Here is a 12,659-nt window from a genome sequence, read left to right as displayed (position 1 = left end):
GCTCTTGATGGGGAATTCTCTAGTATCTGAACTGTGTCGACGGATAGACACGCCCTTCAAGGAAGAGGGGAACGGACATCGCAGGAAGCGATTCATCAGGACGATGAAAAGGAATACAAGGAATAGGGAAAAAATGTGGGCGGGTCATACCGCCCCTTTTTTTTGTCTGCAGAAAAGCGAGATCAAGATCAAAAGATCGCAGCCTGCGGCAGCTCCTACACAAACCACGTACACCCACGAGCATGCGCAATCTCTGTAGGAGCTGCCGCAGGCTGCGATCTTTTGATCTTTTGATCTTTTGATCTTTTGATCTTTTGATCTTTTGATCTTTTGATCTTTGGAAAAGCAAAAAGGCCCACAAGGGGCCTTTTCGAGAACACGGGTAATCAGCGTTCGAGGTCTTTGATCTTGCCTTTGACGCCATCCCACTCTTCGGCATCGGGCAACGATTCTTTCTTCTCGGTGATGTTGGGCCAGATTTCCGCCAGCTCAACGTTCAGCTGAATGAATTCCTGCATATCTTCCGGAACTTCATCTTCGGAGAAGATGGCCACGGCAGGGCATTCTGGTTCGCACAGTGCGCAGTCGATGCACTCATCCGGGTGAATCACCAGGAAGTTCGGGCCTTCGTAAAAGCAGTCCACCGGACAGACTTCTACGCAGTCGGTGTACTTGCACTTGATGCAGTTGTCGGTGACGACGAAGGTCATTTCTAATTTTCTCCTCAGGCGGCGGCAGCGGAGCCCCTTCACGTTGGGGTCGCCAGGTTTGGGAGCGATAGTCTGCAGGTCAGGCTATTGGCCTGCAGCATCCCAAACCGCGCGAGATTCTAACAGCTTGCAGGCAAGTGCGTTAGATCCGTGTCTTTAGTGTATAGAGCATTTCGAGCGCACGACGCGGTGACATGTCGTCCAGATCCAGTTTGGCCAGTTCATCCAGTACCGGATGCGGCAGGCTGGCGAACATGTCGCTCTGCTGCGGCGTGACCGGTTTGCCTTTGGCGGGCTTTGGAACTTCATGAGGCAGTGCTGTGGATTCCAGTCGGCTCAGATGTTCGCGAGCACGCACGATCACTTCGCTCGGCACACCGGCCAACTGCGCAACCGCCAAGCCGTAGCTCTGGCTGGCAGGCCCAGGCAGCACGTGGTGCAGGAACACGATGCGCTCGTTGTGTTCGGTGGCATTGAGGTGCACGTTAGCCACCAGTGGCTGGGCTTCCGGCAGCACTGTCAGCTCGAAATAGTGAGTAGCGAACAGGGTGTAGGCCCGCAGGTGCGCGAGACGCTCAGCCGCCGCCCAAGCCAGGGACAGGCCGTCGAAGGTGCTGGTGCCGCGACCGACTTCGTCCATCAGCACCAGGCTGCGTTCGGTGGCGTTGTGCAGAATGTTCGCGGTTTCGCTCATTTCAACCATGAAGGTCGAACGACCGCCCGCCAAGTCATCGCTGGAGCCGATTCGGGTGAAGATTCGGTCTACCAGAGACAATTCACAACTGGCCGCCGGCACGAAGCTGCCGATATGCGCCAGCAACACGATCAATGCGGTCTGACGCATGTAGGTGGATTTACCGCCCATGTTCGGACCAGTGATCACCAGCATGCGGGTATTGTCATCAAGGCTCAGGTCGTTGGCCACGAACGGCGTGGTGAGTACTTGCTCGACCACCGGGTGACGACCCTGGGTGATGCGCATGCATGGCTCGCTGACAAAACGCGGGCAGTTCAGGTCCAGATTCAGTGCGCGCTCGGCGAGGTTGCTCAGCACGTCCAGCTCGGCCAGTGCGGCGGCGGTGTCTTGCAAGGGCGGCAACTGGGCGATCAGGTCTTCGAGCAGCGCTTCGTAGAGCATCTTTTCGCGAGCCAGGGCGCGGCTCTTGGCGGACAGCGCCTTGTCTTCGAACGCCTTCAGTTCCGGCGTGATGAAGCGCTCGGCACCTTTGAGGGTCTGCCGGCGGATATAGTCCGCAGGCGCCGATTCGGCCTGCTTGCTCGGCAACTCAATGAAGTATCCGTGAATCCGGTTGTAGCCGACCTTAAGGTGCGACAGGCCGGTGCGGGCCTTTTCACGCGCTTCGAGATCGATCAGGAACTGCCCGGCGTTTTCGCTGAGCGATTGCAGTTCGTCGAGTTCGCTGTCGTAACCGGTTTTCAACACGCCGCCGTCCCGGATGACGGCGGGCGGGTTATCGATAATGGCTTTTTCCAGCAACGCCGCCAGTTCCGGATAGGTGCTGGTGGTCGCTGCCAATTGAAGGATATGCGGGGCTTCAAGCTCGGCCATCGCCACCTGCAACTCTGGCAGTGCACCGAGGGCATCGCGCAGACGCGCCAAGTCACGAGGACGGGCATTGCGCAAGCCGATCCGCGCCAGAATCCGCTCGATGTCCCCGATTTCCTTGAGCTGTGGTTGCAGTTTTTCGAAGCGGTAACCGTCGAGCAGGCAAGTGATCGAGCTCTGACGCGCCAGCAATACGGTCAAATCCCGCAGCGGACGGTTCAGCCAGCGAGTCAGCAAGCGGCTGCCCATGGCGGTCTGGCAGCGGTCGACCACCGATTGCAAGGTGTTGTCGCGACCGCCGGCCAGGTTGGTGTCCAATTCCAGGTTGCGACGGCTCGCGCCATCCAGCACCACGGTGTCGTCCAGGCGTTCATGGCGCAGGCTGCGCAAGTGCGGCAGGGCGGTGCGCTGGGTTTCCTTGGCGTAGCTGAGCAGGCAACCGGCGGCGCCGATCGCCAGGGTCAGGTTCTCGCAGCCGAAACCTTTCAGGTCCTGGGTGGAAAACTGCTGGCAAAGACTTTTCAGTGCCGAGTCACGCTCGAAATCCCACGGCGCACGGCGCCGAACCCCACGACGTTTTTCCGCCGGTAAGTCTTTCGGCCAATCGTCCGGGATCATCAGCTCTACCGGGTTGACCCGCTCCAGTTCCGCCAGCAGGTTTTCCCAGCCCTTGATCTCCAGCACGGTGAAGTTGCCGCTGGTGATGTCCAGCACCGCCAGCCCGAACAGGCGCTCGTCGCCCAGCACCGCCGCGATCAGGTTGTCCCGGCGCTCATCCAGCAGCGCTTCATCGCTGACCGTACCGGGCGTGATGATCCGCACCACCTGACGATCCACCGGGCCTTTGCTGGTTGCCGGGTCGCCGACCTGCTCACAAATCACCACCGACTCGCCGAGCTTCACCAGTTTCGCCAGGTAACCTTCCGCAGCGTGGTAAGGAATCCCACACATCGGAATCGCCTGCCCCGCCGATTGCCCACGAGCCGTCAAAGTGATGTCCAGCAACTTGGCGGCTTTCTTTGCGTCTTCATAGAAGATTTCGTAGAAGTCACCCATGCGATAGAACATCAATTGATCAGGGTGCTGGTTCTTCAGGCGCCAGTACTGCTGCATCATCGGGGTGTGGGAAGACAGATCGGAGAGGGCTTTATTCATCGGAAATTCAGGAAAACTCGTTGAAAGGTGTAGGGCAAAGGAGGGGCATCGGCCCGGCTTTTCCGCGATGGGCGCAAGGTTAACATGGGCGGTCCGGCCTACGCAGGCATGAAAGCACCAAGGCGCATTTCTGCCGGCAATGCATGATCTATGCAAATCAGCATTTGTCTTCCGAAAAAAGATCAAGCACTATGCACGTTATGCAAAAACGCAATGTTTCTACCGTCTTAAGAGCGCTGCTCGATCAGCACGGGATCTCCCCCACGGAGCTTCACCGTCGCACCGGCGTGCCTCAATCCACTCTCTCGCGGATCCTCAGCGGGAAGATCGTCGATCCTTCGGATAAACATATTTCGAAGATTGCCGACTACTTCGCCGTGAGCACCGACCAGTTACGTGGCCGTGCGGATGTCGCACACGCCGCCAGCGTTGGGCGCGATGAGTCGCATTCGGAACTCAAGGACATAAGCCTGTGGGACGACGATACCCCAGTCGATGACGACGAGGTGTCGGTCCCCTTTCTTCGCGAGGTTGAATTGGCTGCTGGATCAGGAAGATTCGTCATCGAAGAGAGCGAGCGCTCTAGCCTGCGCTTCGGCAAGCGCAGCCTGCGCCACAACGGTGTGCAGTTCGACCAGGCCAAATGCGTGACCGTGCGCGGCAACAGCATGTTGCCGGTGTTGCGCGATGGCGCCACGGTCGGAGTGAATGCCGGTAAATGTGGGATTGGTGACATCGTCGACGGTGACCTCTACGCCATCAACCACAACGGCCAGTTGAGGGTGAAACAGCTTTATCGCCTGCCGACAGGGATTCGCCTGCGCAGCTTCAACCGCGATGAGCATCCGGACGAGGACTACAGCTTCCAGGAAATCCAGGAAGAGCAGATTGTCATTCTCGGGCACGTCTTCTGGTGGGGCATGTACGCCCGTTGACCTCACCGCTGTCAGATAAAACCCGCTGCCCGGCGGGTTTTTTTTCGCCTGTCCAAAACCGTTAACGCCTTTGTTTGCGGGGCTTTAATGCGCTAATGCATTTTCAGCGCACAAATAAATGCATTTGCGCATTGACTGTATATGCATCCATGCATATTCTTTGTCTCAAGCGGCCCAACAAGGCGGCTCGAAACGAAGCTCTTTAGTTCCACCACAAAGGCAGCGATGAACCGGCCTCAACGGTTCAGAGGGTTGGCAACTGACCCGGGTGTGCAGCGTAAAGCACCACAAGCAGTTATCCGGCGGGCAGGGACCGCGGTCGGAAAAACAATTTGAATGGACTCGTACCGCGCCAGTAGCGCCGAAAGGTCAACGCGAAGGATCGCATTCTGAAAAGCCCGGTTAGCGCCGGGCTTTTTGGAATGCCCACCTCGTTCAGCGGCAGCTTTGAACAGTCAGGCTGCAGCGGTAGTTGCATACTGGATACCACGGAGCAAGCCAACTCATCACGGGTGGACGACGTTTCTGTCCGGTGCCGAGTACTTCAATATGCCTGCCCGTCCGCGCCAACTTTTCCTTCATCGATAACGTAATCGTTGAGCCTGTTTAACCCCCTGGTCGACTGCCATCAACAGGACTTACAGTCGTTTCTCTGCGCTTGAGCGGCGACCGCTGCTCACCAAGGCTGCATCCGAAACACACCATCAATTACTCATTAATCACCCCCAGGAGGCGTGACATGACAAACGAGCAACAAGCGTTGCTGGACATGCCGATCTGGCTGGTCATCGTTCTCGCCCTGGTGGGTGGGGTGTCTGGTGAAATGTGGCGCGCCGACAAGGAGGGCGCTCGCGGCTGGTCATTGCTGCGGCGTCTGGCCTTGCGATCCGGTGCCTGCATGATCTGCGGGGTCTCGGCCATCATGCTGCTGTACGCCGCTGGCATGTCGATCTGGGCGGCTGGCGCGTTCGGTTGTCTGACGGCGATGGCCGGAGCGGACGTCGCCATCGGCCTTTATGAGCGCTGGGCGGCCAAGCGGATTGGCGTTTGCGAAGTGCCGCCGCCAGATACCCGCCAGGATCACTGAATACAAAGCCCAATGGAGTGGCGAGCAGCGATGCCTACCGGCATCCGACCCGCACGGACGCGGGTTTCCCAAGGCCAGTACCTTTCAAACCCGCACTCAAGCGGTTTTTTATTACCCGGTGAAAACACTATGAAGATCATTCCACTGATTGACCAACTGCGTGATCACTGCCCAAGTCTTGTAGATCGAGTCGCCGCCGGCATTCTGGAGGCTATATGACCGTTACGCAGCAACAACTACAGATCGTTATGCCCAACGCCAGCTCCCAAGCAGGCGTTTTCATTTCTGCACTCAACATCGCCATGACCCACCGCAACATCAACACCCCGAAACGCATCGCTGCGTTCCTTGCGCAAATCGGTCACGAGTCGGGGCAGTTGCAGTACGTACGTGAGTTGGGCAGCGCTCAATACTTGAGCAAGTACGACCCTGGCGCACTGGCTGTGCGCCTGGGTAATACGCCAGAGCCCGACGGCGACGGTCAAAAATACCATGGCCGAGGCCTGATTCAGATCACGGGTCGCGACAATTACCGTCAGTGCAGTCTCGGACTCTTCGGTGATGATCGTTTGCTGTTTTTGCCAGGACTTCTGGAAAAGCCCCGGTGGGCCGCTGAATCGGCTGCCTGGTTCTGGGAGCAAAATGGCTTCAATGAACTGGCCGACCGCGACCAATTCAACAGCATCACCCGCCGCATCAACGGCGGCCTGAACGGTTTGCAGAATCGCTTGCATCTCTGGGCGCGGGCGAGGGCGGTGTTATGCCAGCCTTCGGTTTGATCCCGATGTCTTACCGCATCATTGGCGTTGTTGTGTTTCTGGTTGTGTTGGCCAGCGGCTCGGCGGCGCTGGCCTGGCGACTGCAGGACTGGCGTTATGGCCTCGCTCGCTAACATTTTGATTGATCCTGAACCTTGCAAGCGTAATCGGCTCGTGTACGGTAGGCCTCATTCCGCTCGATCAGGAGAGAGCCGTGAAAGATATCACTCAGCTGGCCGCAGAACTTGGCAGACGCTTGCAGGTTCTCAATGCCCACGTCACTACGGCCGAATCCTGTACCGGTGGCGGGATTGCCGAGGCGATCACCCGTATTCCGGGGAGTTCGGCGTGGTTCGAGGCCGGTTACGTCACGTATTCCAACCGCCAGAAAACCCAGCAACTGGACGTCCCGGCCGAGTTGTTTTCGACCGTCGGGGCGGTCAGTCGCGAGGTGGTCGAGGCCATGGTCCGCGGCGCGCAGGAAAAAAGCCGGGCGCGTTTTGCCGTGGCGGTCAGCGGTATAGCCGGGCCGGATGGCGGTTCGCCAAGCAAGCCCGTGGGCACGGTGTGGCTGGCCTGGGGTGTGGGCGAGCAGGTGTTCAGCGAGGTGCAGTACTTTCCCGGTAACCGTGACGAGGTCCGCCGACAAACGGTGAAGGCCGCGCTAGAGGGGCTGCTGCGGCATACGGCTGGAGAAATCTCAAATCAGGGGTAGGCGATCCTGAAACGCTGTGGAATAATACTGGCTACTTATACAGGTGTTGGCCGTCAGGCCTTATTGATTACGTGAGGACTTTAATGGACGACAACAAGAAGAAAGCCTTGGCTGCGGCCCTGGGTCAGATCGAACGTCAATTCGGCAAGGGTGCCGTAATGCGTATGGGCGATCAGGACCGTCAGGCGATCCCGGCTATTTCCACTGGCTCTCTGGGTCTGGACATCGCGCTCGGCATTGGCGGTCTGCCAAAAGGCCGTATCGTTGAGATCTACGGTCCTGAATCCTCCGGTAAAACCACCCTGACACTGTCGGTGATAGCCCAGGCTCAAAAAGCCGGCGCGACCTGCGCATTCGTCGACGCCGAACACGCCCTCGACCCTGAGTATGCCGGCAAACTGGGCGTCAACGTCGACGACCTGCTGGTTTCCCAGCCAGACACCGGCGAGCAGGCTCTGGAAATCACCGACATGCTGGTGCGTTCCAACGCGGTTGACGTGATTATCGTCGACTCCGTGGCTGCTCTGGTGCCGAAGGCTGAAATCGAAGGCGAAATGGGTGACATGCATGTGGGCCTGCAAGCCCGTCTGATGTCCCAGGCGCTGCGTAAAATCACCGGTAACATCAAGAATGCCAACTGCCTGGTGATCTTCATCAACCAGATCCGTATGAAAATCGGCGTGATGTTCGGCAGCCCGGAAACCACCACCGGTGGTAACGCGCTGAAGTTCTACGCATCGGTTCGTCTGGACATCCGCCGTACTGGCGCGGTGAAAGAAGGTGATGAAGTCGTCGGTAGCGAAACCCGCGTCAAGGTTGTGAAGAACAAAGTGGCTTCGCCGTTCCGTCAGGCCGAGTTCCAGATTCTTTATGGCAAGGGCATCTACCTCAACGGTGAGATGATCGACTTGGGCGTGCTGCACGGTTTCGTCGAGAAATCCGGCGCCTGGTATGCCTATGAAGGCACCAAGATCGGTCAGGGCAAAGCCAACTCGGCCAAGTTCCTGGCAGACAATCCGGAAATCGCCGCCAAGCTCGAGAAGCAACTGCGTGACAAGTTGCTGACCCCTGCGCCGGACGTCAAAGCTTCGCCGGTCAAAGAGACGGCTGATGACCTGGCTGACGCTGATATCTGATTGATCCGATGACCGCCGTACTCGATACACTCGTCGCGGTGCGGCGAACCGCAATGGACCTGCTCGCGCGACGCGAGCATGGTCGAGTCGAGCTGACGCGTAAACTGCGTCAGCGCGGCGCCCTCCCTGAAATGATCGACACAGCACTCGACCGCTTGACGGAAGAGGGCCTGCTGTCCGAATCCCGTTACCTCGAAAGCTTCGTTTCCTATCGTGCCCGTTCCGGTTATGGCCCTTTGCGAATTCGCGAAGAGTTGAGCCAGCGCGGCCTGCAACGCACTGACATCGAACTCGCTTTGCGCGAGAGCGGTATCAACTGGCAGGAACAACTGGAAGACACCTGGCGACGCAAATTTTCCGGGCATTTACCGATAGATGCCAGGGAACGTGCCAAACAGGGCAGGTTCCTGATTTATCGGGGATATTCCATGGAAATGATCAATCGCTTGTTCAGTGGCCGAGGGATGGACGATTAAATAAAACGGCCCGCTATTTCGATAGCGGGCCGTTTTTTTGCCTCACGTCACCTTGAATGGCTCACGCGCGCGTTGTTGCGCCTGGGGTTTGGATTGGGCCCAATTTTCCGGCAGATTGATGTAATCCACCAATTCCCGCAGACGGCCATGATCGCGGGCGTTGAAAGTGAAGGAAAGTCGCGCCAGATGGCTGAACTGCGGTTCGTCGTGCTCCTCACCGCTGTAGGCATGCTGATGGAAATGATCGCTCAGGCACAAATCGGCGAATGCCTTTTGCATGTGTTCGAGCGCCCGATCGCTGAGTTTGTGGTTCATGCGAATCACGAACTGATGCTTGAGCCAGCGGCTGGAGTGGAAGTTGCTGTAGAACTGATTGATCTGCTCCACGGCCTCTTCGGCACTGTAGACCAGGCTCAACAGCTTCATGTCGGTCGGCAGGATGTAGCGATTTTCCTCCAGTTGATGGTGAATGAAGTCCAGTGCGCCTTGCCAGAACTTGCCGCCCGGCGCATCCAGTAACACCACGGGCACCAGCGGGCTTTTGCCGGTCTGTATCAGGGTCAGCACTTCCAGTGCTTCATCCAGCGTACCGAAACCGCCCGGACACAGGACCAGCGCGTCGGCCTCCTTGACGAAGAACAATTTGCGGGTAAAGAAAAAGTGGAAGGGCAGCAGATTTCCGGTGCCATTGACCGTGGGATTGGCATGCTGCTCGAAGGGCAGGGTGATATTGAATCCCAGGCTGTGTTCCAGGCCTGCACCTTCGTGTGCCGCCGCCATGATGCCGCCGCCGGCACCGGTGATGACCATCATGTCCGAGCGTGCCAGAGCGGCGCCAAGCTCTCGGGCCAAACCATACAGCGGATGTTCAATCGGCGTGCGGGCGGAGCCGAAAACGGTGACTTTGCGTCGCCCCTTGAACTGCTCCATCACACGGAAAGCGTGTTCGAGTTCCCGCAGGGTTTGCAGGGTGATCTTGGCATTCCAGCGGTTGTGATCTTCCTGGGCCATGCGCAGCACAGTCAGGATCATGTCGCGGTAAATCGGGATGTTGGGGCTGTTGGGGGAAACCAGGTTGAGTTGTTCTTCGACCTTGCTGGTGAGGTCGTGGCCGCTTTCTTGAAAATGACGGCTTAGGAGGTCATTCGGTTGGTAAGGCATTCAACTTCTCCTTCTGCGCAGAACCCTTGGCCCGACAAAACAATCGTCGGCGCCGCGACACTCCTTGTGTCGCTGTCTGCCCAAGCCCTTGCCTGGGCGCTCCACCTGACTCGTTTGCAATCGAGCCATCCATACGGGCTCTGCTTATTCCTTGAATGAAAGAAACATTCGCACAATAAGACACGCAAGGGGCAGCCCCTTTTCTGCCCTGTAAAAAATCAACGTGAACACTTTGAATTTAGACCCTCGCAACGATTTGCGCTGCCTGATCATTGCGCCGCAAAGTCTTTCCTGGCAACCGCTTATTGACCATTTGCAAGGTGCTTTCACCGCTCGTCTGAACGCAAGCCGTATGTCCTGCGCTCTGATTTACTGAATGACAGGCGTAACACGACAATTTTGCATCAATGGCAGGCCGCAACATTCAAGCAATTCAGGGATTTAATCGCGTGATCAAGACGATCAATGCGTGCACGGAGGCGGGAACCATGCCCAGAGTCACTCTGGAAATCGATGCGCAATTGTATCGATTGCTGAAGTTGTCAGCCGAGACCAATCATTTGAGTCTCGAAGAGGAGTGCTGCCGGCGTCTGGGGGGCGGGGAGCGACGTTCGCGTTATTTGCAAGCGTTGTTGGCAGAACTGCGCGCCGAGGATGAACAGCGGCGCGCCACTTCCCGATAGTTACTTTTTCTTGGCCGGTGTGGCTTTCGGGCAATCCGACTCCTGGAAGCTTGCGGAGCCGACCGGACGGTTGGTTTTCACTTCGGTGAAGTCGTAACGCATGACCGCTCCCTTGGCCATCAGCTTGCGGAACCCCTCGTTTCGGCAGACGGAGGCGCCTAGCTGGAAGTACACGGCTTTCGGATCGGCGCGCATCTTGTCGGCGTGGCTGCTCTGAACGCTCAGATGATTGATCAGCTGATTGCCTTCGACGGTATAACCCTGATCCAGAAGGTCTTCGTTGATCGCCCGTGGAGTGCCGACACTGCTTTGTACGGCGACGTTTCGCAGCTCTCTGTTCAGATTCTGCTCACTCAAGGAAGCAGCCTGAGCATTGAAGGACGACGCCAGCAGAATGGCAGCGGTGGGAACGATAAGGCGCAGCATGAAACTCTCCTGGTTCAGTGACTGGTGGTTCGACCTGTCACATGACTGTGCGTTCAGTGGCGGCGAATTATAGGGGAGGCGGCCTGGACGGTACAGGCTTGCGCCGGCCGCTCTGATAAACTGCTGGCCTTTATTGCCTTGCCGAGTGCCGTTTGTGTCGAGTTTTCCTGTCTGCCGGTGTTGCCAACGATGAACCATGCCCCCAACGCCGTAGCCCGCTTGCGCGATCAGCGAGAGGAAGAGGGTATCAAGCCGATTCAGGCCCGTGGCTGGCGGGCAACCCGTTGCCGGGCCTGCCGTGTGATCGAAAGCCACTGCCTGTGCGCCTGGCGCCCGCAGGTCGACACCCGTAGCGGGGTGTGCCTGATCATGACCAATAAAGAAGTGTTCAAACCGAGCAATACCGGTTGGCTGATTGCCGATGTGGTGCGCGACAACCACGCATTCATCTGGTCGCGCACGGAAATCGATGAACAATTACTGGCGCTGTTGGCGGACCCGCAATGGCAGCCATACCTTGTGTTTCCGGGCGAATACGTCGAGCCCGAGCGAGTTACCCATAGCGTCGAGGTCGATAGCACCAAGCGCCCACTGTTTATCCTGCTGGACGCCACCTGGACCGAAGCCCGGAAGATTTTCCGTAAAAGCCCTTATTTTGATGGGTTCCCGATTCTGAGCCTGCTTCCCGAGAAGCTTTCACGGTACCGACTGCGCAGGTCCACTCGCAGCGAGCACCTGTGCACGGCCGAAGTGGCGGCATTGTGTCTCGATCTGGCTGGCGATACAGACGCTGCCTCGGCGCTGGACGCTTATTTTGATGTGTTCAGCCAGCATTACCTGGACGCTAAACATCAGTTGGATATGAATGTTGCAACACCGGCTCATGCCGAGCTGATGCCCTTCGTACAGCACGCGGCGCCTTTTGTTTGCTGAGCATCGCCCATACTGCAAAAGAACCCACGCTTGCTGGCAGGGCCATGCAACTTGACCACCCCGGCTTCGCTGGGCATGCTTGGCGCCGATTAGGGCGCGGCCAAGGTTTGAAACGCTGCTTTTTTTACGTAATTGGCGTTGAACGTGCCCTGTTGGTGCTGCTGCGTGGCTGCACCTCGAGTTGTTTTGGCGAGGCCTGAAATGCATCGGGTGTCCCATAAAAAAACAGGATCATTTGAAAAATGGCCACATACGAAATCCTGATTGCCGACGACCATCCTCTTTTTCGTAGCGCCCTGCATCAAGCGTTGACCATGGGTCTGGGCCCGGATGTCCGTCTGGTGGAAGTGGCGAGCATTGCCGAGCTGGAAATCCGTCTGGACGAAAAGGCCGACTGGGATCTGGTATTGCTGGACCTGAACATGCCGGGGGCTTACGGTTTTTCCGGATTAGTGCTGTTGCGTGGGCAGTACCCGCAGATTCCGGTGGTGATGGTGTCGGCTCAGGAAGAAGCGTCGATCATGGTGAAGTCCCGTGAATTCGGCGCCAGCGGTTTCATTCCCAAGTCCAGTGATTTGAGCGTCATTCAGAAAGCCGTACGCGCGGTACTCGATGGCGACGTGTTCTGGCCGCCCCAGGCCTTTGAAGCAGTGAGTGTTTCCGCCGAAGCCAAGGCCGCCAGCGAAGGCCTCGCCAGCCTGACACCCCAGCAGTTCCGTGTATTGACCATGGTCTGTGAAGGTTTGCTGAACAAGCAGATTGCTTACGAGTTGAGCGTTTCCGAAGCGACGATCAAGGCCCACGTCACGGCCATTTTCCGTAAGCTGAATGTGCGGACCCGGACTCAGGCAGCGCTGCTCTTGCAACAACTTGAGTCAATTTCGAGCAACTAAGGCGCTACGTGTTCACGCTTTTTT

13 protein-coding genes and 1 pseudogene are annotated in these 12,659 nt (G+C 57.6%); 10 read left to right on the top strand and 4 right to left on the bottom strand.

Features of this window, described 5'->3' with window-relative positions:
- Positions 1–386: 386 nt before the first annotated feature.
- Entirely contained in the window at positions 387–710 is a 324-nt protein-coding gene (gene fdxA / locus ABH909_RS26595) for a ferredoxin FdxA (protein WP_003222178.1), read from the bottom strand.
- Positions 711–852: 142 nt separating this feature from the next.
- Entirely contained in the window at positions 853–3,432 is a 2,580-nt protein-coding gene (gene mutS / locus ABH909_RS26590; RefSeq protein ID WP_429438845.1) for a DNA mismatch repair protein MutS, read from the bottom strand.
- A 200-nt stretch (positions 3,433–3,632) separates the two neighbouring features.
- Here mutS and ABH909_RS26585 point away from each other — a divergent pair, with 200 nt between their 5' ends.
- The 7 genes and pseudogenes from ABH909_RS26585 to recX all read left to right on the top strand — a co-directional run bounded on the left by ABH909_RS26585 (position 3,633) and on the right by recX (position 8,539).
- Positions 3,633–4,367, top strand: a complete 735-nt coding sequence (locus ABH909_RS26585) for an XRE family transcriptional regulator (RefSeq protein WP_429440118.1) — start codon at positions 3,633–3,635, stop codon at positions 4,365–4,367.
- Positions 4,368–4,804: 437 nt separating this feature from the next.
- Positions 4,805–4,925, top strand: a pseudogene (locus ABH909_RS26580) (DUF642 domain-containing protein); the annotation flags it as partial.
- 181 nt (positions 4,926–5,106) lie between these two features.
- On the top strand, positions 5,107–5,454 hold the full coding sequence (locus ABH909_RS26575) for a phage holin family protein (protein ID WP_095631646.1): 348 nt from the start codon (positions 5,107–5,109) through the stop codon (positions 5,452–5,454).
- A gap of 215 nt (positions 5,455–5,669) precedes the next feature.
- Positions 5,670–6,233, top strand: coding sequence for a glycoside hydrolase family 19 protein (locus ABH909_RS26570; RefSeq protein WP_429438842.1), 564 nt, complete (start codon positions 5,670–5,672; stop codon positions 6,231–6,233).
- A gap of 193 nt (positions 6,234–6,426) precedes the next feature.
- The gene (locus ABH909_RS26565) at positions 6,427–6,927 is read left to right on the top strand and encodes a CinA family protein (RefSeq protein ID WP_429438840.1); all 501 of its coding nucleotides are present in this window, start codon (positions 6,427–6,429) and stop codon (positions 6,925–6,927) included.
- Positions 6,928–7,010: 83 nt separating this feature from the next.
- Positions 7,011–8,063, top strand: a complete 1,053-nt coding sequence (gene recA / locus ABH909_RS26560) for a recombinase RecA (protein ID WP_007907270.1) — start codon at positions 7,011–7,013, stop codon at positions 8,061–8,063.
- Between the two features lie 8 nt (positions 8,064–8,071).
- The gene (gene recX, locus ABH909_RS26555) at positions 8,072–8,539 is read left to right on the top strand and encodes a recombination regulator RecX (protein ID WP_429438837.1); all 468 of its coding nucleotides are present in this window, start codon (positions 8,072–8,074) and stop codon (positions 8,537–8,539) included.
- 42 nt (positions 8,540–8,581) lie between these two features.
- Here the strand turns inward: recX and ABH909_RS26550 are convergent, their stop codons facing one another.
- Positions 8,582–9,700, bottom strand: a complete 1,119-nt coding sequence (locus ABH909_RS26550) for a TIGR00730 family Rossman fold protein (RefSeq protein WP_429438835.1) — start codon at positions 9,698–9,700, stop codon at positions 8,582–8,584.
- A 488-nt stretch (positions 9,701–10,188) separates the two neighbouring features.
- Between ABH909_RS26550 and ABH909_RS26545 the strand changes: the two genes are divergently transcribed.
- Positions 10,189–10,383 (top strand): hypothetical protein, encoded by a 195-nt coding sequence (locus tag ABH909_RS26545; RefSeq protein WP_305448436.1) that lies wholly within the window; start codon positions 10,189–10,191, stop codon positions 10,381–10,383.
- On the opposite strand, the gene ABH909_RS26540 is transcribed toward ABH909_RS26545, so the two are convergent.
- Positions 10,384–10,809 carry a PA3611 family quorum-sensing-regulated virulence factor gene (locus ABH909_RS26540; RefSeq protein WP_123499350.1) on the bottom strand — a complete coding sequence of 142 codons (426 nt, stop codon included), beginning with the start codon at positions 10,807–10,809 and terminating at the stop codon, positions 10,384–10,386.
- A gap of 189 nt (positions 10,810–10,998) precedes the next feature.
- On the opposite strand from ABH909_RS26540, the gene ABH909_RS26535 reads away from it, so the two are divergent.
- Positions 10,999–11,742 (top strand): tRNA-uridine aminocarboxypropyltransferase, encoded by a 744-nt coding sequence (locus ABH909_RS26535; RefSeq protein WP_429438831.1) that lies wholly within the window; start codon positions 10,999–11,001, stop codon positions 11,740–11,742.
- 242 nt (positions 11,743–11,984) lie between these two features.
- The gene (erdR, locus tag ABH909_RS26530) at positions 11,985–12,635 is read left to right on the top strand and encodes a response regulator transcription factor ErdR (protein WP_429438828.1); all 651 of its coding nucleotides are present in this window, start codon (positions 11,985–11,987) and stop codon (positions 12,633–12,635) included.
- Positions 12,636–12,659 lie beyond the last annotated feature (24 nt).

The organism is Pseudomonas sp. BS3782 TE3695, assembly GCF_050435305.1.
Lineage (GTDB): Bacteria > Pseudomonadota > Gammaproteobacteria > Pseudomonadales > Pseudomonadaceae > Aquipseudomonas.
This window is presented reverse-complemented; position numbering and strand designations above follow the sequence as displayed.

Coding starts and splice junctions, on each gene's coding strand:
- fdxA (WP_003222178.1), bottom strand. CDS start 710: ATGACCTTCGTCGTCACCGACAACTGCATCAAGTGCAAGTACACCGAC.
- mutS (WP_429438845.1), bottom strand. CDS start 3,432: ATGAATAAAGCCCTCTCCGATCTGTCTTCCCACACCCCGATGATGCAG.
- ABH909_RS26585 (WP_429440118.1), top strand. CDS start 3,633: ATGCAAAAACGCAATGTTTCTACCGTCTTAAGAGCGCTGCTCGATCAG.
- ABH909_RS26575 (WP_095631646.1), top strand. CDS start 5,107: ATGACAAACGAGCAACAAGCGTTGCTGGACATGCCGATCTGGCTGGTC.
- ABH909_RS26570 (WP_429438842.1), top strand. CDS start 5,670: ATGACCGTTACGCAGCAACAACTACAGATCGTTATGCCCAACGCCAGC.
- recA (WP_007907270.1), top strand. CDS start 7,011: ATGGACGACAACAAGAAGAAAGCCTTGGCTGCGGCCCTGGGTCAGATC.
- recX (WP_429438837.1), top strand. CDS start 8,072: ATGACCGCCGTACTCGATACACTCGTCGCGGTGCGGCGAACCGCAATG.
- ABH909_RS26550 (WP_429438835.1), bottom strand. CDS start 9,700: ATGCCTTACCAACCGAATGACCTCCTAAGCCGTCATTTTCAAGAAAGC.
- ABH909_RS26545 (WP_305448436.1), top strand. CDS start 10,189: ATGCCCAGAGTCACTCTGGAAATCGATGCGCAATTGTATCGATTGCTG.
- ABH909_RS26540 (WP_123499350.1), bottom strand. CDS start 10,809: ATGCTGCGCCTTATCGTTCCCACCGCTGCCATTCTGCTGGCGTCGTCC.
- ABH909_RS26535 (WP_429438831.1), top strand. CDS start 10,999: ATGAACCATGCCCCCAACGCCGTAGCCCGCTTGCGCGATCAGCGAGAG.
- erdR (WP_429438828.1), top strand. CDS start 11,985: ATGGCCACATACGAAATCCTGATTGCCGACGACCATCCTCTTTTTCGT.